This window comes from Nocardia sputi, from assembly GCF_023501985.1.
Genome location: NZ_JAMFLC010000021.1, coordinates 22646 through 45009, shown reverse-complemented (window position 1 = coordinate 45009; position 22364 = coordinate 22646). Strand labels below are relative to the sequence as shown.

Genomic DNA, 22364 nt, shown 5'->3' with positions numbered 1-22364 from the left:
CGATGGCCGGGGCAGCGCCCGCGGATCGGCCCGACACCGTCGAATGGCAGAATCCGCTGCGCGAGAAACGGGACAAACGGCTCCCCCGCATCGCCGGACCGTGCAGCATGGTCATCTTCGGCGTCACGGGTGACCTGTCCCGGAAGAAGCTGATGCCGGCCATCTACGACCTGGCGAACCGGGGGCTGCTGCCCCCGGCGTTCGGTTTGGTCGGCTTCGCGCGCCGCGACTACGCCGACGAGGACTTCGCCGCGGTCGTCCTGGAGGCGGTGAAAGCGCACGCGCGCACCCCGTTCCGCCAGGAGGTCTGGGATCAGCTCTCGGAGGGCATCCGGTTCGTCCAGGGCACCTTCGACGACCACGCGGCGTTCGACCGGCTCGCCGACACCCTGACCACCCTGGACAAGGAACGCGGCACCGGCGGCAATCACGCCTTTTATTTGTCGATCCCGCCGAACATGTTCCCGGTCGTGCTCGATCAGCTCTGCGCGCGCGGCTTGGCGCAGACGACCGGGCCGGACGGGGCCCGCAAACCCTGGCGCCGGGTGGTGATCGAGAAGCCGTTCGGGCACGACCTGCACAGCGCGCAGGAGCTCAACGCACTGGTCAACGGGGTGTTCCCCGAGGAGCAGGTCTTCCGCATCGACCACTACCTCGGCAAGGAGACGGTGCAGAACCTGCTGGCGTTGCGTTTCGCCAACCAGCTCTACGAGCCGATCTGGAACGCCAACTTCGTCGACCACGTGCAGATCACGATGGCCGAGGACATCGGCCTGGGCGGTCGGGCGGGTTACTACGACGGCATCGGCGCCGCGCGGGACGTGATCCAGAACCACTTGCTGCAACTGCTGGCGCTCACCGCCATGGAGGAGCCGATCAGCTTCGAGCCCAAGCAGTTGCAGGCCGAGAAGATCAAGGTGCTCTCGGCGACCAAGCTCATCGCACCGCTGGACGAGACCACCGCGCGCGGACAGTACACCGAGGGCTGGCAGGGCAGCGAGCATGTGGCAGGCCTGCTGCAGGAGGAGGGTTTCGACCCGAACTCGAGAACCGAGACCTACGCCGCGATCAGCCTGGAGATCGACACCCGCCGCTGGGCGGGCGTGCCGTTCTTCCTGCGCACCGGAAAACGGCTCGGCCGCAGGGTGACCGAGATCGCGGTGGTCTTCAAACGAGCGCCGCACCTGCCGTTCGACCAGACCATGACCGAGGAACTGGGCCAGAACGCGCTGGTCATCCGCGTGCAGCCGGACGAGGGCATCACCACCCGGTTCGGCTCCAAGGTGCCGGGCTCCGGCATGGAAGTGCGCGACGTCAACATGGACTTCACCTACGGCGAGGCGTTCACCGAGTCCTCCCCCGAGGCTTACGAACGCCTGATCCTCGACGTGCTGCTCGGGGTGCCGTCGCTGTTCCCGGTGAACGCGGAGGTCGAATTGTCGTGGCGCATCCTGGATCCGGTGCTCGAACACTGGGCCGCCGACGGCAGGCCGGAACCGTACGAGGCGGGCACCTGGGGTCCGGCCTCGGCCGACGAGATGATCGCCCGCACCGGGCGGGAATGGCGGCGCCCGTGATCGTCGACATGCCCGAGACCAAGACCAGCGAGGTCACCAAGCGCCTCGTGCAGCTGCGCGAGAGCAACGGCGTGATCACCGTGGGTCGCGTTCTCACGCTGGTGGTGTGCACGCTGGACAGCTCCGAGGCCGAGCAGGCGATCGACGCGGCGAACGAAGCCAGCCGCGAGCACCCCTGTCGCGTGGTGGTGCTGGCGCGTGGCGACCGGGAGGCTGCCACTCGGCTGGACGCCCAGATCCGGGTGGGCGGCGACGCGGGGGCCGCCGAGGTGATCGTGCTGAGGCTGCAAGGCGAACTGGTCAGCCACGAGAGCAGCGTCGTCACCCCGTTCCTCTTGCCGGATACTCCGGTGGTGGCGTGGTGGCCGCGCGGAGCCCCGGAGTTCCCGTCCAAGGATTCGGTGGGGCGCTTGGCGGGCCGCCGCATCACCGATGCCACGTTCGCGCCCGATCCCCAGGCGGCGATCAAGAAGCGGCTGCATTCCTACGCCAGCGGTGACACCGATCTGGCCTGGAGCCGGATCACGTACTGGCGTGCGTTGCTCGCGGCGGCCATGGACGAGCCGCCCTTCGAGGCGGTGGATGCCGTCACGGTCTCCGGGCTGCGCGACGAGCCCGCCCTGGACATCCTGGCCGGCTGGCTGGCCGCCCGGCTCCACTGTCCCGTTCGCCGCCGCACCGGCCCGCTGCGGGTGGAACTGCACCGCCCCACCGTCTCCATCGCGATCGAACGACCGCAGACCGGCCGCACCGCCACGTTGACCCGCACCGGCGAGCCGGTGCAACGGATCGCGCTGGCGCGCAGGGAGACCCGTGACTGCCTCGCCGAAGACCTACGCAGGCTGGACGCCGACGAGATCTACGCGGAGGCGCTGGCCGGGATCGAGAAGGTGATCTATGAGTGAGCACACCGATTCGCCGTTCCCCAGCGACACCGTCGAGGTGCATCTGGACACCGAATCGCTGGTCGCCGCCGCGGCGGCCCGCTTCGTCTCGGTCGTCGTCGCGGCCCAGGCCGAGCGCGGTTCCGCGTCGGTGGTGCTGACCGGCGGCGGAACCGGCATCGCCCTGCTCGAGCAGGTACGCAAGTCGCCCGGCGACATCGACTGGTCCCGGCTCGACGTGTTCTGGGGCGACGAGCGTTTCGTGCCCGCGCACGACGCGGAGCGCAACCACCTGCAAGCAAGACAGGCGCTGCTCGACCACGTGCCGGTCGACCCGGCACGGGTGCATCCGGTGGCCGCCTCCGACGGCGAGTACCCCGACCCGGTGGAAGCCGCCGCCGAGTACTCCGCGACGGTGCACGCCTACCTCACCGACCACGGTGCCTTCGATCTGCACCTGCTCGGCATGGGCGGCGAGGGCCACGTCAACTCGCTGTTCCCGCACACCGACGCGGTGCGCGAAGAGCACGAGCTCGTCGTGGCCGTCACGAACTCGCCGAAGCCGCCGCCGGTGCGGGTGACCCTCACCCTGCCCGCCGTCCGCCGCACCCGGCACGTCGTGCTGGTGGTCGGCGGCGCGGCCAAAGCCGAGGCGGTCGCCGCGGCCATCGGCGGCGCGGACCCGGTGGACGTGCCCGCCGCCGGTGCGACGGGTATCGACTCCACCACCTGGCTGCTGGATCAGGAGGCCGCGTCCGCGGTGCGCTGAGCGTTCCGGTGACGCCGATCGGGATCGGCTCGTACGTGAGTCGGTCCCGATTCCTCGTAAATATGCTTGCTTCTCTCTGCCGCTACCGGAAAAACACCGAGAGATAATGCCACCTGGTGGCGGAATCTACGAGATGATCGGTCGGTGACCGAGCAGGCAGTGGATCTGGACGAGCGGTTCCGCACCGCCGTCGCCGCACTCGTCCCGCGACCGGGCCATCCGGCGGATCAGCCGATCGCTCCCGGGTGCGCGGTCACCGGCACGGCGTGCCTGCGACTGTTCGAAGCACAGGCGACGAGCAGGCACCTCGATCTCGCGGCGCGCCGCCTCGGCAGCGCCCGGCGCGGTTACTACAGCATCGGATCGTCCGGTCACGAGGGCAATGCCGCGCTGGCGGCGGCCTCGCGGACCACCGATCCCGCTCTGCTGCACTACCGGTCGGGCGCGTTCTTCGTGCACCGCGCCCGGCGCGTTCCCGGGCTCGACCCGATCCGGGATGTCCTGCTCGGCGTGGTCGCCGCGGCGGCGGACCCGATCTCGGGTGGACGGCACAAGGTGCTCGGCAGTGCTGCCGCGAACATCATCCCGCAGACGTCGACCATCGCCTCCCACCTTCCGCGCGCGGTCGGGTTGGCGTTCGCGATCGATCGCGCGGCACGGCTCGGCGTCGCGAGCCCATGGCCCTGCGATGCCGTGGTGATATGCAGTTTCGGTGACGCGTCGGCCAACCATTCCACCGCGGCCGGGGCCATCAATGCCGCGATTCACACCGCCCACCAGGGGATCGCGGTGCCGGTCCTGTTCGTCTGCGAGGACAACGGCATCGGCATCAGTGTTCCCACGCCGCCGGACTGGATCGAGCAGGCCTACGGCCACCGGCCGGGCCTGGCGTACTTCGATGCGGACGGCTGCGCTGCCCTCGATGCGCTGACCAGCGCGAATGCCGCCGTGCGGTGGGTAAGGGACAACCGCGCGCCCGCGTTCCTGCACCTGCGGACCGTGCGACTGCTCGCGCACGCGGGATCCGACGTCGAAACCGCCTACCGCCGCCCGGCCGATATCGCCGCCGACCTCGCCCGCGATCCGGTCCTGGCGACCGCACGGTTGCTGGTCGAGTCCGGTGTCGCCACACCCGCCGACGTGCTCCATCTTTACACCGAGTCGGGCCGCCGCGTCGCCACGACAGCCGAACTCGTCGCCGCGGAACCGAAACTCGCTTCCGCGGCGGCGGTGATCGCACCGATCGCTGCATCCCGTCCCGCCCTCGTGCGCGCCGACGCGCTCAGAACCGGCCCGCTTCCGATCGACGAGACCAAACGCGCGGACACGGGTCATCCGGGCCCGGCGGCCATTCGTCCTGTGAGCGCGAACGGCGCTGTCACACAAGGCGGTCCGATGACCTTCGCCCAAGCGGTCAACGACACCCTCGCCGGTCTGCTCGCGCGTGATCGCGACGTGCTCGTCTTCGGGGAGGACGTCGGCCGCAAAGGGGGTGTGTACGGCGTGACGAAGGGGTTGCAGAAGACCTTCGGCGCGCGCCGCGTGTTCGACACCCTGCTGGACGAGCAGAGCGTCCTCGGCACCGCGCTGGGCGCGGCGCTGGCCGGATTCGTGCCGATCCCGGAGATCCAGTACCTCGCCTATCTGCACAACGCGGCGGATCAGATCCGCGGCGAAGCGGCCACGCTGTCGTTCTTCTCCGACGGCCGCTATCGGAACCCGATGGTGGTGCGGATCGCCGGATACGCCTACCAGAAGGGCTTCGGCGGTCATTTCCACAACGACAACTCGGTGGCCGCGCTGCGCGACATCCCCGGTATCGTGCTCGCCTCACCCGCTCGCGCCGACGACGCCGCGGCGATGCTGCGCACCTGTGTGTCGGCTGCCCGAGTGGATGGCAGGGTGTGTCTGTTCCTCGAGCCCATCGCGCTCTATCACACCCGCGACCTGCACCATCCAGGAGACGACGGCTGGCTGGCGCACCCGTCGACGTCCGATCACGTCGAGATCGGCCGCGCGCGCGTCTACGGCGACGGGACCGACGTGACCCTGGTCACCTTCGCCAACGGTGTGCCGATGAGCCTGCGGGCGGCGCGCCGCCTGGCCCGGCACGGCGTCCACGCGCGTGTGCTCGATCTGCGCTGGCTGACTCCGCTACCGGTGAGTGATCTGCTGCGGCACGCGCGCGCGACCGGCCGGGTCCTCGTCGTGGACGAGACCCGTCGCAGTGGTGGCGTGTCGGAGGCTGTGTGCGCGGCCGTGATCGACGCCGGTTTCACCGGGCTTCTCGCGCGCGTCACCAGCGAGGACAGTTTCGTGCCGCTGGGTCCGGCCGCCGCGACGGTGCTGCTCGACGAGGACCGGATCGAGGCCGCGGCCCTGCGGCTGCTGAGCGGAGCGACCGTCGCGCAACCGCGCCGCGCCGAGGCCCGGCCTTCGCGGGAATTCGATTCGGCCGGGGAATAGTGGACATACAGTCAGGGTGACGGTGACCAGCAGCGGAAAGGACATGGCGATGACCACGATGTCCATGCTCGGCGAGGTGCGACCGGAGCACGAGCACACGGCCGACGGGGACCTGGTGCTCTTGCATTACCTGCGTTCCTTCCACAAGCCTGTGCTCGACGTTTGGTCGGCGGCCACCGAACGCGGCCAGCTCGCGCGCTGGCTCGGCGCCGTCTCCGGCGGCAACGGGAACCTCACCATCGACTTGTTCGACGGTCCTGTTCCCGGCCCGGTCGCGGTGCGGGTCGACCACTGTCAAGCGCCGCACGAACTGGTCGTGCACATCGACGGCTGTCTGCTCGAAGTCCGGATGAGCCAGGTCGGCGTGGTCACCACCGTCGAACTGACCCGCCGCCACGTCTGCCCCGCCGATGCCGGGGCGATCGGCCCCCGCTGGCAGTACCTGCTCGACCGTCTCACCGCCTATCTCGACTTCGAGCCGCTGCCGCGGTGGTCGGACTACCCGAAGCTGGCCGAGGAATACCGCTAGGCCTCGCGCCTTCCGCGGGACTGCACCCGATCGCGAGCCGAGCGGCCTCCCGGAGTGCGCTCGACGCCGCTGGACGAACTCGATCCGCCAGGCAGTTCCCCCGGCATGCGCAACGCATGAGTTGAAGCCATGGCGGCATGCGCTGACCCGGCGGCTCAGTAGAAGAACCCGGCGATCCCCCAGCCGGGGCGCGCCTGCGCCTCCCGGATCCACTCGATGCAGGACTCGATGGCGGCGAGGACCTCGTGATCGACCTCTTCGCGTTGCGGTGGCGTGGTCGATTCCCACTGCACGAGCGCCTCCGCGCACTGCTCGGGCGTCCATTCGCCGTAGCCGGGCAGTTCGTCCGGTTGCGGCAGCGAAGGCGGCAGCGAGTGGTACATGAACGCGCGGACGCTGACCGCTTTGATGCCGAGCGTGGCGAGCCCGTCGTCGATGTGGTCGAGCCAGCGACCACGGAACGCCGAGAAATAGCGGTTGTCGGCGAAGCGGCCGTAGAACTGGCAGATCGTCTGGTAGGCGTAGCCGTACTGGAAACCGTAGGCCGGGTCGAACGGGCCGCCGTCGATGACGGCGCGCACGGCCTCGTAGCGGGTGGGCGCGCCGCCGGCGATCTCGTCGGCGAACCAGTCGTCGTCGTGGGTCAGCTGGGCTTTGAACCGGCCGCCGATCATGCGCCGGAGCTTCTCGTCCCCGGACCCGATGGCGCCCTTGACCCTGTCCAGTTCGACGACGTAGATGCTCAGGCTATAACTCATTCACCGAACATTAGCGGTGCCCACCGACAACGAACGCCACTGGGACCGAAGGCGATTCGCTTCAGGCCGGGAGCTCGGCGGGATGCGCGGCAAGGTGGCCGAGATGAGCGGTGAGCAGCGCGTTCACCTGCTCGGTTCGCTCCAGCTGGACGAGGTGGCCCGCTCCGGCGATCTCGGTCACCGCGCGCAGATCGACGACGTGCTCGCGCAGGGTGGCCAGCGGGTCACGTCCGCTGAAGCCTTCCATGTCCGGGTCGCGGTCGCCGTACAGGAAATACGCGGGCACAGTGACTTTCGCGTCCGCGTACTCGGCGGTGAGCTCCCAGTTGCGGTCCAGGCTGCGATACCAGTTCAATCCGCCGGTGAACCCGGTGCGCTCGAAATCCGCTGCCAGTACGTCCAACTCGTTCGTGCCGAGCCACTGCCAGGGCAGTGCGGGCGCCTCCGGCAGCACGTCGAGGTAGCCGGTGCCCTCGGCCGGGAAACGCCAGGTGTCCAGGTAGTGATAGTCGGCGCTGAGCGCGTAGTACACGCGGGCCAGGAAATCCCGGGGCCGCGCGCCGAGTTCCGCGTCGGCTACGCCCGGAGTTTGGAAGTAGTGCAGGTGCAAGAAGTGCCGCGCCGCGGCCTTCGCCCACAGCTGTGACGGAGCACGCGGCGGACGTGGCGCGAACGGATTGTTCAGGACGATGACGCCGCGCACCCGCTCCGGCGCGCGCAACGCCAGTTCCCACACCAGCGCCGCGCCGAAATCCAGGCCGACGAACACCGCCCGTTCGGCGCCGATGTCATCGAGCAGCGCGAGCAGGTCGCCGCACACCGCGCGATTGGTGTAGGCCTCGAGGTCGGCAGGGACGTCGGTCCGCCCGTAGCCGCGCAGGTCCGGCGCCAGGGCGCGGTAGCCGGCCGCGGCGATCGCGGGAAGCTGCCGGTGCCAGATGTACCAGGTGTGCGGAAACCCGTGACAGAAGACCACCGGCTGCCCTTCGCCCTGCTCGGCGACGTGCATACGGATACCGTCGGTCGTCACGAACCGATGAGTCAGCTCCACTCGGACCTCCAAAACCTAGAACACGTTATCGCTTCACGGTAATGTTCCGATTCCGTGAACGGAATACCGGAAAGGCTCGAAGGCAAGGTCGCGGTGGTCACCGGCGCCAGCCGCGGCATCGGCAAGGGGATCGCGCTGGAACTGGGTGCGGCGGGCGCCACGGTGCTCGTCACCGGACGCTCGGCGACACAGGGACGGCTACCCGGCACCGTACACGCCACCGCCTCGGAAATCGATGCCGCGGGCGGAGTCGGCATCCCGTTCGTGTGCGATCACCGCGACGACGACGCGGTGCAGCGGCTGTTCGAGCTGATCCGTGACGAGCACGGTAGGTTGGACGTCCTGGTGAACAACGTCTACAACTCGCCCGCCGCCGCCCGCTGGCTGGGCAAGCCGTTCTGGGAGGTGCCGCCGGCGGCATGGGACGAGTCGTTCGACGTGGGGGTCCGATCGCATTACGTGGCGAGCGTTTTCGCGGCGCCGCTGTTGATCGAGTCGGGCGGGTTGATCGTCAACATCTCCTCGCCAGGGGCACGCCGATACATGCACAACGCGGTGTACGGCGTCGCGAAATCCGCTCTGGACCGGCTCACCGCCGACATGGCGCACAACCTCGCGGGCACCGAAGTGACCGTGGTCTCGCTCTGGCCCGGCATCGTCGACACCGAACTGCTGCAATTGGTTCCGGCCGACGCCACCGGCAGGCGTCTGGTCACGTTGCCCGGTGAGGGCACCTTCGACCTCGGTGACGCGCAGACGCCGCGCTTCACCGGCCGCGCCGTCGTCGCGCTCGCCACCGACGCGGGCCGTCGCTCCCGCACGGGATTGCCCTGGCCGGTAGCGGATCTCGCCGAGTATTACGGGTTCACCGACGTCGACGGTCGCGTTCCGCGCGTCGACTGATTCCGGTGGAGGCGCGCTCGGGTTCCGAGGCGCGCCTCGATGTGCGGCCACCGCTTGCGCCACCCGGTACGGCGCGAGCGGTACGCGCGCGCGTCGGCCGACCCTGCCCCGAGGGCAACACGCGCAAGACGAAGCGAACCTTCCGCGCGCGGCAGCCGACCCACCATTCGCCAGGGGGTGAGGGCGCGGCGCTATGCGCCGGCTCGGTCGAGTTGTCCCGCCGTCGTCCTGGCCGAACTCGCGCTCGGCGTGGCGGTGCTGACGGCGGCCGCCGGAATCAGGCGAACTTGATCTCCAGGCCGATGCCGAGGATGGCGATCAGCCAGATGACGCCGGTGAAGATGGTGACGCGGTCGAGGTTCTTCTCCACGACGGTGGACCCGGACAGGCTGGACTGCACACCGCCGCCGAACAGGCTGGACAGACCTCCACCCTTGGCGCGGTGCAGCAGCACCAGCAGCACCAGCAGCACGCTGGTGATGATCAGGAGGATATCCAGGAACATCCGCATGCCGGACAGTCTATGCGGTCGGTGCGATCGCACCGAATCAGGCACTCGGGGCCCGCGCCGCCGGGTGCCGACCTAGCGCCGGTCGACCGCGACGAGGTGGGTGACCTGCTCCCCCTCTGCGGTGCCGAACTTCGCGACGGCCTCTTCTCGCACCTGGTCCTGGGCGGTGAGCCGGACCTGGTGCTGGTGCATGTGCTCGGCCCAGGACCGCACCACGAACGCCTCCACGTAGCGGTCGATCACCCCGACATCGCGATAGAGACGCCACTCCATCGCACCGGTGCGCTGCCGGGACCGGCCGACGAAGGCCATGGCGGCGAGGAATTCCTCCACGCTCTCCGGCGGCACGTCGTAGCTGCGCAGGACCAGTACGGGACCGTCGTCGGGATCGGGCTCGACCGCCAGCTGAGGTTCCGGCCAGAACGCCGAGGGAGTCAAGTCGAGCATCTCGGGGTCGTTCCGGATGGGCAGCCACACGGTGCTGACCGCGCAGAGCGCCAGCAGCGACGCGGCCCACAACAGCGCCTGCACCGAGCCGATCGAGTCGGCGACCAGACCCCAGACCAGCGAGCCGATCGCCTGGCCGCCCATGAACACCAGCAGATAGACCGACAGCCCGCGCGCCCGCACCCAGGCGGGCAGCAGCAGCTGCATGGTCGCGTTCATCGTGGACATCGCCAGCAGCCAGGCCAATCCCGCGAACACCAGCAGCACCAGCACCACCGGAACGACGCGCAGCAGTGCCGTACCCGCCGTCGCCACCCCGAACAGGGTCGCGGCGATGGTGAGCCGCTGTGTCGGGGTCAGCCACGCCCGCAACCGGGACAGCGCCGCGGCGCCGAGCACCGCGCCGACGCCCAGGGCGCCGAGCATCAGGCCGTACCCGGACGACGACAACCCCAGCCGGTCGCGAGCGATCACCGGCAGCAGCGCCCACACCGCGCTGGCGGGCGCGATGAACAGGATCGAGCGCAGCAGCACCCGGCGGATCGCGGGCGCCGCCCGGATGAATCGGGTACCCGCCTGCAATGCCGCCATCGGACGTTCCGTGGGCAAGCGCCGGTCGGCCGACGGCCTGCGCCAGACCGTCAGTACCGCGACGATCCCGGCGAACGACATCGCGTTCAGCGCGAACACCAGCGTCGGCCCGGACAGCGAGACCAGCGCACCGGCCAGCGCGGGCCCCACCGCCCTTCCGAGGTTGATGTTCATGCTGCCCAGCGCGGACGCCGCCGGGATCTGCTCGCGCGAAACCAGTTCCGGCTGGATCGCCTGCCAGGCCGGCGCGGTCAGCGCCTGACCGCAGCCGAGCAGGAACAACAAGGTCAGCAGCACGGCGGGGGTGGTGTGCCCGGTCGCCGTGGACACAGCGAGGACCGTGGCGAGCAGCGCCATCGTGGTTTGCGCCCCGAGCAGCAGCCTGCGCCGGTCCACCAGATCGGCGATCACGCCGGACGGGATGGCCAGCAGCATCACCGGAAGCGTGATGGCGGTCTGCACGAACGACACCAGCGCCGCCGCGTTGGGCAGGTCGACCATCATCCACTGCGCGCCGACGGTCTGCATCCAGGTACCGAGATTCGACACCAATTGCGCCACCCACAGCGCCCGGTACACCGGCGAACGCAGCGGCGCCCAGGTGGAACCCGGGCTCGTCGCGGCAGTGGTCACGCGCCGAAGCTTAGTCGCGGGCGTGGCGCCGCTCCGCCGCCGAGTCCGGCCCCTGGACCGCCGGACGCGCGGGTGTGGCGGCAAGCAGCAGTGCCACGATGAGCAACGCCGCCCCCGCCACCCCGGGCGCGGTGAGACGTTCTCCCAGGACGACTGCCGCAAGCGTCGCTCCCGTAAGCGGTTCGAGCAGAGCCAGCACCGCGGCAATCCCCGGGCCGGAATCCGACAGTCCGCGGAAGTACAACGTGTAGGCGACCGCGGTCGGCGCCAGGCCCAGCAGAACAACCAGCGCGACGCTGCCCGGCGTCGGGTCGAATCCCAGCCCGCTCGTTGCCGCGAGGGGTGCGAGCAGCAACGCTCCACCGGTGAATCCGAGGGCGATGGTGGTCGTCGCGTCGAGCCCGGGAACCGGCATGGCGTTGATCACGGTGACGGTCGCGAACGCCGTCGCGGCCACCGCAGCGAGGGCCGCGCCGACCAGCAACCCGGCCGTCCCTGTGTTTCCGGTCGGCACCCCGACCAGCAATGCCAGCCCGCACAGGGCGATGCCGATCGTCGCCGCACGGCGGCGGTCCACCGCCCGCCTTCCGGTGACGTGCTCCACCACCGCGACGACCACCGGCGACGTACCGATGGTGATCAGCGTGGCGAGGCTGACCGACGAGGCCGCGACGGCGCCGAAATAGGCGGCCTGGAAGGTCGCCGCGAGCACGGCGACGGCGCCGATCCGCCGCCACGCCGTCGCATTTCGCGGCCATGGCCGCCGTGTGCCCGCGAGCAGGATCATCAGCAGCAGCCCGCCGACGGCGAGCCGGCAGGTGGCCACGGAGACGGGCGCCAAACCGGTGGCCCGGTGCAACAACGTGCCGAGCAGACCGCCGGTGCCCCAGAGAATTCCGGCGCCGACGAGGTAGACCAGCCCGGAACGGGCGGGCGTGGAGACAGATGAGGACATGAAAGATCGCGCTCCTGCGACGAAAAGGGATAGAGGTCGCGGACGCGAGGTGCACAGCGATGCCGAAAGAGCGCGCTCACCGCACGGTGGCGCGCTGGATATCTACACCTCGCTCAGGAGGCGGGCGGCGGGGTGATGGGGAAGCATCGGTGCACGCACAGATACTAATACGACACCGGACGAGTCATCCCATGAGTTTCGGTTTCCCGCCGCGAAGATCCTTCTCGGGGCTCCTCGCCAGGCCGTCGCGACCGGCGTAATCCAGGTCAGCGGACGAATCGCCGGTAGCATCGCCGCATGGCGGCACACTTCGTGCGACTGGGACCGGTCGTCCTGCTCGCTCTCTGCGCGATCGCGGGCTGCTCGGGCCAGGAACCCGACCGCGGCGCCGACGAGCCGACTCCGGTGGGCCGCACCTTCCTCTCGACCAACGTCGAAGGCGCCCCGATTCCCGGCGGCGGGCCGCTGACGATCAGCTTCACCGAGGGGCGGCTGGCGGCCGACGCGGGATGCAACAAGTTCACCGGCGCGGTAACTCTCGACGATCACGTTCTGCACGTCTCCGGCCTGGCCACCACGCTGATGGCCTGCGAGGACGACCGGCGAGGCGCCGACGAGTGGCTCAGCGGCCTGCTGAACTCTCAGCCCAGCTGGCGGCTCGACGACTCGCGCCTGACCCTGCACAGTGCCGACCGCACGGTGACCTTGCTCGACAAGAAGGTCGCTCAGCCGGACAAGCCCGTCAAGGGCACGTCCTGGCGGGTCACCTCGCTCATCACCGACAACAGCCAGGTCCGCTCGCGCGCCCTCGACGAAGCGCGGCCGACGCTCACCATCGCCGAGGACGGCAGCGTCTCCGGCGCCGCCGGGTGCAACCAGATGACCGGCAGCGCCGAGGTGTCGGGTGCGCAGATCACTTTCCGGATCGCCACCACGAAGATGATGTGCTCCCCGGAGGTGATGGAGGTCGAGCAAGCCGTCCTGAACGCTCTGGACGGCGGGACGAACGCCACGGTGGACGCCGGCACGCTGACCCTGCGCAACGACAACGGCGCGGGCCTGGTCCTGCACGCGCAGTGAGCGCGCGGACTACTTCCGCCGGGTGAGCACGACGCGATCGGCGACTCGCTCGGCTTCTCCGGGCGGCGTGAAGGAGATTTCCATGACCACCCGGTCGGCCGACTCCAGCCGAATCACGGTTCGCATCGCGATCGTCTTGCCGATGAACTGCTCGCCGAGGACGCCGGGATCGGTGAATTCACCGGCCATGACGATTTCGGCGTCGCCGCCGCTTCCCTTGGCGCCCTTGTAGCTCATCGTCATCGGCGTGATGCTGTCGACGGTCGACCACTCGTAGCGGTTGTCGGTCGGCGAGAATCCGAGCAGTCCGAGCCGGTAGTAGGCGGCGCTTCCCTGGATGTCCTCGGCTTCCTCGCGCAGGAAGTTGTTGCCGGTCTCGGCGATCCACTCCCAGCGCGAGACGATCTCCCGCTTGATCGGGTTGTCCGCCGTGCCGCCCGCGACGAAGGTCGACTTCTCGCCCTTCCACTCCCCCACCAGCTGATTGAGCCTGCGGTGTCCCGCGTCCTGCTGCTCCGTTCGCACCGCCGCGGCGGCGGTGGTGGATGTCACGCCGGGATGGGCGTGATCGTGATCGTGCGACGAATCGTCGGAACAGCCGACGAGGGTGGCCAGCGCGACCAGCGCGACCGGAAGTGCGGTGTACAGCTTGCGAAGAGTCACGAAAGTCCTTGTCGAGCCACGGAATCGAGCTCGGCCATCATCGCACGAGCACCGGCCGCCGAGCACCCGTGATCACTGTCGGCGAAACGACACAGCCCGGTATCGCGGGAAGCGATACCGGGCTGTTGCGCTGATGCCCAGGTCAGGGCAGCGGGCCGCCCGCGGCGATCGCGGAGAGGGTGGCGAATTCGTCACCCTTGAGCGAAGCGCCGCCGACCAATGCGCCGTCGATATCGGTCTGGGCGACCAGTTCTCCGACGTTCTTGGCGTTCACCGACCCGCCGTAGAGCACGCGGACCCCCGAAGCCACCTCCGGCGAGGCGAGCTTCTCCAGCTCCCCGCGGATCGCGCCACAGACCTCTTGCGCGTCGGCGGGGGTGGCCACCTTGCCGGTGCCGATCGCCCACACCGGCTCGTAGGCGATGACGATCTTCGAGATCTGCTCCGCCGTAAGGCCTTTCAGCGATCCGCGCAGCTGCTCGAGGTTGTACTCGACATGCGTTCGGGCATCGCGGATGTTCAGGCCCTCACCGATGCAGACGATCGGCGTGATGCCGTGCTTCAACGCCTGCTTGGCCTTGGCCAGCACGGTGGCGTCGTCCTCGTTGTGGTACTGCCGCCGTTCGGAGTGCCCCACCACGACGAAGGTGCAGCCCAGCTTGGCGAGCATGCTCGCGCTGATCTCACCGGTGTAGGCGCCCGCCTCGTGCACGGAGACGTCCTGACCGCCGTAGGTGAGCAGGAGCTTGTCCCCTTCGACCAGCGTCTGCACGCTGCGCAGGTCGGTGAACGGCGGGATCACCGCCACGTCGACCTTGTCGAAGTATTTCTCCGGCAGCGCGAACGCGATCTTCTGCACCAGGGCGATGGCCTCGAGGTGATTGAGGTTCATCTTCCAGTTGCCCGCGATGAGCGGTTTGCGTGCCATGCTCAGCCCTCCAACACCGCGATGCCGGGGAGTTCCTTGCCCTCCAGGTATTCCAGCGACGCGCCGCCGCCGGTGGAGATGTGCGAGAAACCGTCCTCCGGCAGCCCGAGCGCGCGCACGGCCGCGGCCGAATCACCGCCGCCGACCACGGTGAACGCGCCCTTACCGGTCGCGGTCACGATCGCCTCGGCCACCCCGCGGGTGCCCGCGGCGAACTTCTCGAACTCGAACACACCCATCGGCCCGTTCCAGAAGACGGTGCGCGCCTCGGTCAGCAGTACCGCGAAGCGGTCCACCGAGTCCGGGCCCACGTCCAGACCCAGCCAGCCGTCCGGGATCTCATGTGCAGCAACAACTTTCGACTCCGCGTCCGCGGCGAACGCGTCGGCCACCACGATGTCGCGCGGCAGGTGGATGACGTCGGCGTACTGCTCGAGCAGACGCTTGCAGGTGTCCACCATCTCCTCCTGCAGCAATGAGGAGCCCACCGAGAGGCCCTGTGCCGCAAGGAAGGTGAAGCACATGCCGCCTCCGATCACCAGCGTGTCGACCTTCGGCGCGAGCGCCTCGATGACCGCCAGCTTGTCGGAGACCTTGGAACCGCCGAGCACGACCGCGTACGGCCGGTCGGGGTTCTCGGTCAGCTTGGCCAGCACCTCGACCTCGGCCGCGACCAGCGTGCCCGCGTAGTGCGGCAACTGCTGGGCGACGTCGTACACCGACGCCTGCTTACGGTGCACCACACCGAAACCGTCGGAAACGAACGCGCCGTCGTCGCCGACGAGCTCGACCAGCGCGGCGGCCAGCTTGGCCCGCTGCGCGTCGTCCCTGCTGGTCTCACGCGGGTCGAACCGGATGTTCTCCAGCAGCAGCACGTCGCCGTCGGTGAGGCCCTCGGACCGCGCGAGCGCGTCCTGACCCACCACGTCACCGGCCAGCTGCACATTGCGGCCCAGTTCCTCGGCGAGCCGGGCGGCCACCGGCGCCAGCGAGAGCTTCGCGTCCGGCTCGCCCTTCGGGCGGCCGAGGTGCGCGGTCACGACGACCTTCGCGCCCGCTTCGGCGAGCGCCTTGATGGTCGGCGCCGAGGCGATGATGCGGCCGGGATCGGTGATCTGTCCTTTGTCGTCGAGGGGCACGTTCAGGTCGGAGCGCACCAGCACGCCCCGACCCTCGACACCCTCGCCGAGCAGATCCGCGAGTGTCTTGACAGCCATGCGCGTCAGAGCGACTTGCCGACGAGGCCGATGAGATCGGCGAGACGGTTGGAGTAGCCCCACTCGTTGTCGTACCAGGACACGACCTTCACCTGGTCGTCGATCACCTTGGTCAGCGGCGCGTCGTAGATCGACGAGGCCGGGTCGGTGACGATGTCGGAGGAGACGATCGGGTCGGTGTTGTACTTGAGGATGCCCTTCAGCGGGCCCTCGGCGGCGGCCTTGTAGGCGGCGTTGATCTCCTCGAGCGTGGCCGACTTGCGCAGGGTGGCGGTCAGGTCGGTGACCGAGCCCGTCGGGACCGGCACGCGCAGCGCGTAGCCGTCCAGCTTGCCCTGCAACTCGGGCAGCACCAGGCCGATGGCCTTCGCGGCGCCGGTGCCGGTGGGCACGATGTTCAGCGCGGCGGCGCGCGCGCGACGCAGGTCGCTGTGCGGGCCGTCCTGCAGGTTCTGGTCCTGGGTGTAGGCATGGATGGTGGTCATCAGGCCACGCTCGATGCCGAACTCGTCGTTGAGCACCTTGGCCAGCGGGCCGAGGCAGTTGGTGGTGCACGAGGCGTTCGAGATGATGTTCTGGCTGCCGTCGTACTTCTCGTCGTTGACGCCCATGACGATGGTGATGTCCTCGCCCTTGGCCGGAGCGGAGATGATCACCTTCTTCGCGCCCGCGGCGAGGTGGCCCTTGGCCTTGGTGGCATCGGTGAAGATGCCGGTGGACTCGACGACCACGTCGACGCCCAGATCGCCCCACGGCAGCGCCGCCGGGCCCTCCTTGATGGCCAGCGCCTTGATCCGCTGGTCGCCCACCACGATGGTGTCGTCGCCGTCGAGCGAGACATCCTGGGGCAACCGGCCCAGGATCGAGTCGTACTTGAGCAGGGTCGCGAGGGTCGCGTTGTCGGTGAGGTCGTTGACCGCGACGATCTCGATGTCGGTGGTGCCGAGCGCCTTCTGCGCCTCCACCGCCCGGAAGAAGTTACGTCCGATACGACCGAAGCCGTTGATGCCTACCCGGACAGTCACGTTATCGCTCCTCAACTTTCCAGCGGATCGTTCCGATGCCCACCCACACTAACGCCCTGCCGTGCCTCCGCCGACACGCACCTGGCTTTCGTCGAGACGGGTTGCCTGGTCAGACGCCCGACCAACCCAAAGTCGGCAGCCGGGGAACGCCACGATCCCCGCGACGGGCAGCGTCGCGGGGATCGTCGCGGAAATCACCGAAAGCCCGAGGTCAGGCTTCGTCGAGCAGTTCGGCCGTGACGGCCGACTCGGTGTCCGGGACGCCCAGTTCCTTGGCGCGCCGGTCGGCCATCGACAGCAGCCGCCGAATGCGGCCCGCGACAGCGTCTTTCGTCATCGGAGGGTCGGCGAGCTGGCCGAGTTCCTCCAGCGACGCCTGCCGGTGCTGCACACGCAGCTTGCCCGCGGCGGCGAGATGGTCGGGCACGTCGTCGCTGAGGATCTCCAGCGCGCGTTCCACCCGAGCCGCCGCGGCGACCGCCGCCCGCGCCGACCGGCGCAGGTTGGCGTCGTCGAAATTGGCCAGCCGATTCGCGGTCGCGCGCACCTCCCGGCGCAGCCTGCGTTCCTCCCAGACCATCCGGGTGCCGTGCGCGCCCATCCTGGTCAGCAGCGCGCCGATCGCCTCACCGTCGCGCACCACCACGCGGTCGGTGCCGCGCACTTCCCGCGCCTTGGCGGTGATGCCGAGCCGCCGAGCCGCGCCGACCAGCGCCAGCGCCGCCTCGGGGCCGGGGCAGCTGACCTCGAGCGCCGAGGACCGTCCGGGTTCGGTCAGCGAGCCGTGGGCGAGAAACGCGCCGCGCCACGCGGCTTCGGCGTCGGCGATGCTGCCGCCGACCACCTGCGCGGGCAGGCCGCGCACCGGACGACCGCGAACGTCGAGCAGTCCGGTCTGCCGGGCCAGCGCCTCGCCCTCCTTGGAGACGCGCACCACGTAGCGGGAGGTCTTGCGCAGTCCGCCCGCGCCGAGCACGTGCACATCGGAGCCGTAGCCGTAGAGCTCGAAGATCTCCCGGCGCAGCCTGCGCGCGATGGACCCCATGTCCACCTCGGCCTCGACGATCACCCGGCCGCCGACGATGTGCAGGCCGCCCGCGAAACGCAGCAGTGCGGACAGTTCCGCCTTGCGGGAACTCACCTGCGACACTGTGAGCCTGCTCAGCTCGTCTTTCACATCGGCTGTCATCGCCACGGGACGCGCTCCTTTCCACCCAACCCGGAACGCACATCCTGACCCATGTGCCGTCCCTCGACTCGAAGCCCTGCCATTTGCGGCCGAGGTTGCCGGATCAGTTGATCCAGTGCGGCGGCAAGCTTTCCGGGGTGATGCCGGTCGGTTCCCGCTTCGGCGACATCGGAGAAGGTTACTCGTGCCCGCAACTGTTCGGCAGCCCTGGCCACATGTTCCCGCTCACGGCCTTCCGGGACCGAGCCGGAGTCGACCAGCACCTCGTCGACGACGAATTCCGGCGCGTGCTGGGACAGCACATGCAAATGCCGCTCCGCGGAGAACCCCGCGGTCTCCCCCGGTTCCGCGGCGAGGTTGAGCACGAGCACTTTCCGTGCCCTGGTGTATACCAGGGCTTCCCGTAGTTCCGGGACGAGGACGTGCGGAATCACGCTGGTGAACCACGATCCCGGGCCGAGGACCACGACATCCGCGTGTTCGATCGCCGAGGTCGCCTCCGGACTGGCCGGTGGATCGGACGGAATCAGCCGCACTCGCCGCACCTTACCCGGCGTCGTCGCGATGGCAACTTGACCGCGAATGCAACGGCTCACCCGTGGATCCGCCTCCAGCCCAGAGACATCCGCCTCGATATCGAGCGCGATCGGCGACATGGGGAGCACCCGTCCGGTGATGCGCAACATGCGGGCGACTTCGTCGAGCGCGGCGACCGGATCGCCGAGCACCTCGGTGAGCCCGGCCAGGATCAGGTTGCCCACGGAGTGCCCGGCCAGAGCGCCGGTCCCGCCGAAACGATGCTGGACCGTCCGGGTCCAGACGCCGTCGGCGTCCGCGGCCAAGGCGGCCAGCGCCATCCGGAGATCTCCCGGGGGCAGCACCCCCAGCTCCGCGCGTAGCCGGCCCGAGGAGCCGCCGTCATCGGCGACGGTGACCACCGCGCAGATCTTCCTGGTCAGCCGCCGCACTGCGGTCAGTGTCGCGTACAGGCCGTGTCCACCACCCAGCGCGACGATGCTGGGATTCGATTCCCAGCCGGTCATTCGCGCCCCAGGTCTCGATGGACCACCCGGACCACGTCGGCGGATTCCTCCGGCCCGCCGGTGACCTCGCTCATCAACTCGCCGAGCGCCTCGGCAATCGCGACGCTTCGGTGCTTGCCTCCGGTGCAGCCCACTGCGACCGTCATGTATCGCTTCCCCTCTTGGCGGTAACCGTTCGTGGTCAGCTCGACCAGGTGGTGGCAGGTACGCAGGTAGTCGTCCGCGCCGGGGCGCGACAACACGTACTCGCTGACCACGGTCTCCTGACCGGTGTGTTCCCGCAACTCCGGTATCCAATGCGGATTGGGTAGAAAACGCACATCCAACACCATGTCGGCGTCCAGCGGAACCCCGTACTTGAAGCCGAAGGACTGCACGGTGAGCTGCAACGCGCTCGGCGCGCCGCCGCCATAGGCCTCTTCCATCTTGCGGTGCAACTGATGGATGGACAGCTCGGTGGTGTCGATCACCACATCGGCGGCGGCCTTCACGGCGGACAGCCGCACCCGTTCGGCGGCGATACCCGCCGACAACGTGCCGTCCTTGCTCTCGCTCTGCAACGGATGCCTGCGCCGCGCGAAGCCGAAGCGGCGGATCAGCACGTCGTCGGAGGCCTCGAGGAACAGGACCCTGGTGCGCACGCCGAGAGTTCGCAACTGGTCGGTGACCCCCGACAGATCGCCGGTGAAGAACCGGCTGCGCACGTCCATGACCAGCGCGAGGCGGCGGATCGGCGGCTTCGCGGAAGCACCGAGTTCGACCATCCGCCCGAACAGCTCGGGCGGCAGGTTGTCGGCCACGTACCAGCCGAGGTCCTCGAGCACTCGGGCCGCGGTGCCGCGGCCCGCGCCCGAGAGCCCGGTGACGATCACGACCTCGACCTGCGAGTTCGCTCCGCCGACGGCGCCGGACGAGGCCACTCGTCCCGCACTCGTCGGCGGACTGCCCGCACTGCTGTTCGATTCGACGCGTGTCATGTCCTACCGGATCCGTCTCTGGGGTGCCTTCCGATCATCGCGCACCGGTTTCGGTATCGGCCGCAGACACACAACGTACGCGAAACCGAATCTTCCGGTGCACTGTCGACTGACTATTCGGACTCGAGGGCCGCAAGGACCGCTTTCGCGGTCGCCAACCCGATGCCGGGCACCTCGGTGATCTCTTCGACCGTCGCCTGCTTCAGCTTGGCGACCGACCCGAAATGGGTAACCAGCGCGGTCCGGCGCGCCGTGCCGAGACCCGGCACCGAGTCCAACGCCGAGGCGGTCATCCGGCGCGAGCGTTTGCTGCGATGGAAGGTGATGGCGAAACGGTGCGCCTCGTCGCGGACCCGTTGCAGCAGATACAGCGCCTCGCTGTTGCGCGGCAGGATCACCGGGTCGCTCTCGCCGGGCACCCATACTTCCTCGAGCCGTTTGGCCAGACCGATCACCGCGACGTCGGTGATGCCCAACTCGTCGAGCACCTCCGCGGCGGCGGCGACCTGGGGCGCGCCGCCGTCGACGACGTAGAGGTTGGGCGGATAGGAGAACTTGCGCGGGCGTCCGGTGCGGGGGTCGATACCCGGCCGGGAGATCAGCTCGAGCGCGTCGTCGTCGCTTCCGGTCGCGGCGAGGTCTTCCTGCTCCATCGCGTCGCGCTCGCGGCGCAATTTGAAGAACCGGCGGCGAGTCACCTCGGCGATGCTGCCGACGTCGTCGGAGCGGCCGTCGCCTGCCGCTTCCCGGATCGTGTAGTGGCGGTAATCGGACTTGCGGGCCAGACCGTCTTCGAAGACCACGAGCGAGGCGACCACGTCCGTGCCCTGCACATGGCTGACGTCCACGCACTCGATGCGCAGCGGCGCGGAGTCGAGTTCCAGCGCGTCCTGGATCTCTTGCAGCGCTTGGGATCTGGACGTCAGATCCCCCGCCCGCTTGAGCTTGTGCTGGGCCAGCGCCTCCATCGCGTTGCGCTGCACGGTCTCGGCGAGCGCCTTCTTGTCCCCACGCTGGGGCACGCGCACCTTCACCGCCGCGCCGCGCAACCCCGACAGCCACTGCTGGACCTCCTCGACGTCGGCGGGCAGCTCGGGCACGAGCACTTCGCGGGGCACCACGGCGGCGGGTTGCTCGTCGGCGGCCTGCTCGGCCACCGTCACCTGCTCGCCGTAGAACTGGGTGAGGAACTGCTCGACCAGCGCGGCGAGCTCGCCGCCCGCCTCCGGGACGTCGACCGCGTCACCCGATTTGTCGACCACCCACCCGCGCTGCCCGCGCACCCGGCCGTCGCGCACGTGGAAGACCTGCACCGCCACCTCCAGCTCGTCGGTGGCGAAAGCGATCACGTCGGCGTCGGTGCCCGTGCCGAGCACCACCGCCTGCTTCTCCAGCGCGCGCCGCAGCGCCTGCACGTCGTCGCGCAGCCGGGCGGCGGATTCGAAGTCCAGGTCTTCGGCGGCCTCGTGCATGCGGCGCTCCAGCTCCCGGACCAAGCGGTCGGTGCGGCCGGCGAGGAAGTCGCAGAAGTCCTCGACGATCGCGCGGTGCTCCTCGGCGCTCACCCGCCCGACGCACGGCGCGGAGCACTTGTCGATGTAGCCGAGCAGGCAGGGACGCCCGATCTGGTGGTGCCGCCGGAAGACTCCGTTGGAGCAGGTGCGCGCCGGGAACACCCGCAGCAGCAGATCGAGCGTCTCGCGGATGGCCCAGGCGTGCGCGAACGGGCCGAAGTAGCGGACGCCTTTGCGCCGCGCGCCGCGGTAGACGAACAACCGCGGGTACTCCTCGTTCAGAGTGACCGCGAGCACCGGGTAGGACTTGTCGTCGCGGTAGCGGACGTTGAACCGCGGATCGAACTCCTTGATCCAGTTGTATTCCAGCTGCAGCGCCTCCACCTCGGTGGAGACGACCGTCCACTCGACGCTCGCGGCCGTGGTGACCATCTGCCTGGTACGCGGGTGCAGACCGGCGACGTCGGCGAAGTACGAGTTCAGCCTGCTGCGCAGGCTCTTGGCCTTGCCGACGTAGATGACCTGCCGATGGGCGTCCCGGAACTTGTAGACACCGGGTTCGACGGGAATCGTGCCCGGCGCGGGCCGGTACGTCGCTGGATCTGCCACCCATCCAGCCTATCGACGCGGTCGGACACAGTTCGTCCACCGCCC

At 69.3% G+C, this 22364-nt stretch carries 20 protein-coding genes; 7 read left to right on the top strand and 13 right to left on the bottom strand.

Annotated elements, in window-relative coordinates; all coding sequences use genetic code 11:
- The first annotated feature begins 2 nt into the window (after positions 1 to 2).
- From zwf to M8859_RS26165, 5 genes are all read left to right on the top strand, one after another.
- Positions 3 to 1577 (top strand): glucose-6-phosphate dehydrogenase, encoded by a 1575-nt coding sequence (gene zwf / locus M8859_RS26185; RefSeq protein WP_159926159.1) that lies wholly within the window; start codon positions 3 to 5, stop codon positions 1575 to 1577.
- Positions 1574 to 2482 carry a glucose-6-phosphate dehydrogenase assembly protein OpcA gene (gene opcA, locus M8859_RS26180; RefSeq protein WP_249644970.1) on the top strand — a complete coding sequence of 303 codons (909 nt, stop codon included), beginning with the start codon at positions 1574 to 1576 and terminating at the stop codon, positions 2480 to 2482. Before zwf ends, opcA begins: the two co-directional genes overlap by 4 nt.
- Positions 2475 to 3230, top strand: coding sequence for a 6-phosphogluconolactonase (pgl, locus tag M8859_RS26175; RefSeq protein WP_159926163.1), 756 nt, complete (start codon positions 2475 to 2477; stop codon positions 3228 to 3230). Before opcA ends, pgl begins: the two co-directional genes overlap by 8 nt.
- 144 nt (positions 3231 to 3374) lie before the next feature.
- Complete coding sequence (locus M8859_RS26170) at positions 3375 to 5696, top strand: transketolase C-terminal domain-containing protein (protein WP_159926165.1); 2322 nt, start codon at positions 3375 to 3377, stop codon at positions 5694 to 5696.
- A 22-nt stretch (positions 5697 to 5718) separates the two neighbouring features.
- Positions 5719 to 6225, top strand: coding sequence for an SRPBCC family protein (locus M8859_RS26165; protein ID WP_223513592.1), 507 nt, complete (start codon positions 5719 to 5721; stop codon positions 6223 to 6225).
- A 155-nt stretch (positions 6226 to 6380) separates the two neighbouring features.
- Here M8859_RS26165 and M8859_RS26160 read toward each other — a convergent pair whose 3' ends face one another.
- A complete protein-coding gene (locus tag M8859_RS26160) occupies positions 6381 to 6983 on the bottom strand; it encodes a DUF7691 family protein (protein ID WP_159926167.1) in 603 nt (200 codons plus the stop codon).
- Between the two features lie 61 nt (positions 6984 to 7044).
- Positions 7045 to 8013, bottom strand: a complete 969-nt coding sequence (locus M8859_RS26155) for an alpha/beta fold hydrolase (protein WP_321209948.1) — start codon at positions 8011 to 8013, stop codon at positions 7045 to 7047.
- Between the two features lie 75 nt (positions 8014 to 8088).
- Between M8859_RS26155 and M8859_RS26150 the strand changes: the two genes are divergently transcribed.
- Positions 8089 to 8937, top strand: a complete 849-nt coding sequence (locus tag M8859_RS26150; RefSeq protein WP_159926171.1) for an SDR family NAD(P)-dependent oxidoreductase — start codon at positions 8089 to 8091, stop codon at positions 8935 to 8937.
- Between the two features lie 277 nt (positions 8938 to 9214).
- On the opposite strand, the gene secG is transcribed toward M8859_RS26150, so the two are convergent.
- The 3 genes from secG to M8859_RS26135 all read right to left on the bottom strand — a co-directional run bounded on the left by secG (position 9215) and on the right by M8859_RS26135 (position 12074).
- Entirely contained in the window at positions 9215 to 9448 is a 234-nt protein-coding gene (gene secG, locus M8859_RS26145; RefSeq protein ID WP_039798855.1) for a preprotein translocase subunit SecG, read from the bottom strand.
- A 72-nt stretch (positions 9449 to 9520) separates the two neighbouring features.
- Positions 9521 to 11119 carry an MFS transporter gene (locus M8859_RS26140; protein WP_195071331.1) on the bottom strand — a complete coding sequence of 533 codons (1599 nt, stop codon included), beginning with the start codon at positions 11117 to 11119 and terminating at the stop codon, positions 9521 to 9523.
- Between the two features lie 10 nt (positions 11120 to 11129).
- A complete protein-coding gene (locus M8859_RS26135; protein ID WP_249644941.1) occupies positions 11130 to 12074 on the bottom strand; it encodes a DMT family transporter in 945 nt (314 codons plus the stop codon).
- Between the two features lie 297 nt (positions 12075 to 12371).
- On the opposite strand from M8859_RS26135, the gene M8859_RS26130 reads away from it, so the two are divergent.
- Positions 12372 to 13154 carry an META domain-containing protein gene (locus M8859_RS26130; protein WP_159926177.1) on the top strand — a complete coding sequence of 261 codons (783 nt, stop codon included), beginning with the start codon at positions 12372 to 12374 and terminating at the stop codon, positions 13152 to 13154.
- A gap of 9 nt (positions 13155 to 13163) precedes the next feature.
- On the opposite strand, the gene M8859_RS26125 is transcribed toward M8859_RS26130, so the two are convergent.
- The 8 genes from M8859_RS26125 to uvrC all read right to left on the bottom strand — a co-directional run bounded on the left by M8859_RS26125 (position 13164) and on the right by uvrC (position 22319).
- Positions 13164 to 13817 (bottom strand): DUF1579 family protein, encoded by a 654-nt coding sequence (locus M8859_RS26125; RefSeq protein WP_195071329.1) that lies wholly within the window; start codon positions 13815 to 13817, stop codon positions 13164 to 13166.
- 142 nt (positions 13818 to 13959) lie between these two features.
- Positions 13960 to 14745: a triose-phosphate isomerase gene (gene tpiA / locus M8859_RS26120; protein WP_159926181.1), complete on the bottom strand. Its 786-nt coding sequence runs from the start codon at positions 14743 to 14745 to the stop codon at positions 13960 to 13962.
- 2 nt (positions 14746 to 14747) lie between these two features.
- Positions 14748 to 15962 carry a phosphoglycerate kinase gene (locus tag M8859_RS26115; RefSeq protein WP_249644940.1) on the bottom strand — a complete coding sequence of 405 codons (1215 nt, stop codon included), beginning with the start codon at positions 15960 to 15962 and terminating at the stop codon, positions 14748 to 14750.
- 5 nt (positions 15963 to 15967) lie between these two features.
- Positions 15968 to 16987, bottom strand: a complete 1020-nt coding sequence (gap, locus tag M8859_RS26110; RefSeq protein ID WP_195140069.1) for a type I glyceraldehyde-3-phosphate dehydrogenase — start codon at positions 16985 to 16987, stop codon at positions 15968 to 15970.
- Between the two features lie 211 nt (positions 16988 to 17198).
- Complete coding sequence (gene whiA, locus M8859_RS26105; protein ID WP_159837678.1) at positions 17199 to 18182, bottom strand: DNA-binding protein WhiA; 984 nt, start codon at positions 18180 to 18182, stop codon at positions 17199 to 17201.
- Complete coding sequence (locus M8859_RS26100; protein ID WP_159926187.1) at positions 18173 to 19219, bottom strand: gluconeogenesis factor YvcK family protein; 1047 nt, start codon at positions 19217 to 19219, stop codon at positions 18173 to 18175. Before M8859_RS26100 ends, whiA begins: the two co-directional genes overlap by 10 nt.
- On the bottom strand, positions 19216 to 20196 hold the full coding sequence (gene rapZ / locus M8859_RS26095; RefSeq protein WP_159926189.1) for an RNase adapter RapZ: 981 nt from the start codon (positions 20194 to 20196) through the stop codon (positions 19216 to 19218). The genes M8859_RS26100 and rapZ overlap by 4 nt, the downstream gene beginning before the upstream one ends.
- A 113-nt stretch (positions 20197 to 20309) precedes the next feature.
- On the bottom strand, positions 20310 to 22319 hold the full coding sequence (gene uvrC, locus M8859_RS26090) for an excinuclease ABC subunit UvrC (protein WP_195140067.1): 2010 nt from the start codon (positions 22317 to 22319) through the stop codon (positions 20310 to 20312).
- Positions 22320 to 22364: the final 45 nt, after the last annotated feature.

Excerpts from the sequence above, each read along its gene's own strand:
- secG (WP_039798855.1), bottom strand. The coding sequence starts at position 9,448 with ATGCGGATGTTCCTGGATATCCTCCTGATCATCACCAGCGTGCTGCTG.
- zwf (WP_159926159.1), top strand. The coding sequence starts at position 3 with ATGGCCGGGGCAGCGCCCGCGGATCGGCCCGACACCGTCGAATGGCAG.
- M8859_RS26100 (WP_159926187.1), bottom strand. The coding sequence starts at position 19,219 with ATGACCGGCTGGGAATCGAATCCCAGCATCGTCGCGCTGGGTGGTGGA.
- M8859_RS26130 (WP_159926177.1), top strand. The coding sequence starts at position 12,372 with ATGGCGGCACACTTCGTGCGACTGGGACCGGTCGTCCTGCTCGCTCTC.
- tpiA (WP_159926181.1), bottom strand. The coding sequence starts at position 14,745 with ATGGCACGCAAACCGCTCATCGCGGGCAACTGGAAGATGAACCTCAAT.
- rapZ (WP_159926189.1), bottom strand. The coding sequence starts at position 20,196 with ATGACACGCGTCGAATCGAACAGCAGTGCGGGCAGTCCGCCGACGAGT.
- M8859_RS26115 (WP_249644940.1), bottom strand. The coding sequence starts at position 15,962 with ATGGCTGTCAAGACACTCGCGGATCTGCTCGGCGAGGGTGTCGAGGGT.
- pgl (WP_159926163.1), top strand. The coding sequence starts at position 2,475 with ATGAGTGAGCACACCGATTCGCCGTTCCCCAGCGACACCGTCGAGGTG.
- M8859_RS26135 (WP_249644941.1), bottom strand. The coding sequence starts at position 12,074 with ATGTCCTCATCTGTCTCCACGCCCGCCCGTTCCGGGCTGGTCTACCTC.
- M8859_RS26160 (WP_159926167.1), bottom strand. The coding sequence starts at position 6,983 with ATGAGTTATAGCCTGAGCATCTACGTCGTCGAACTGGACAGGGTCAAG.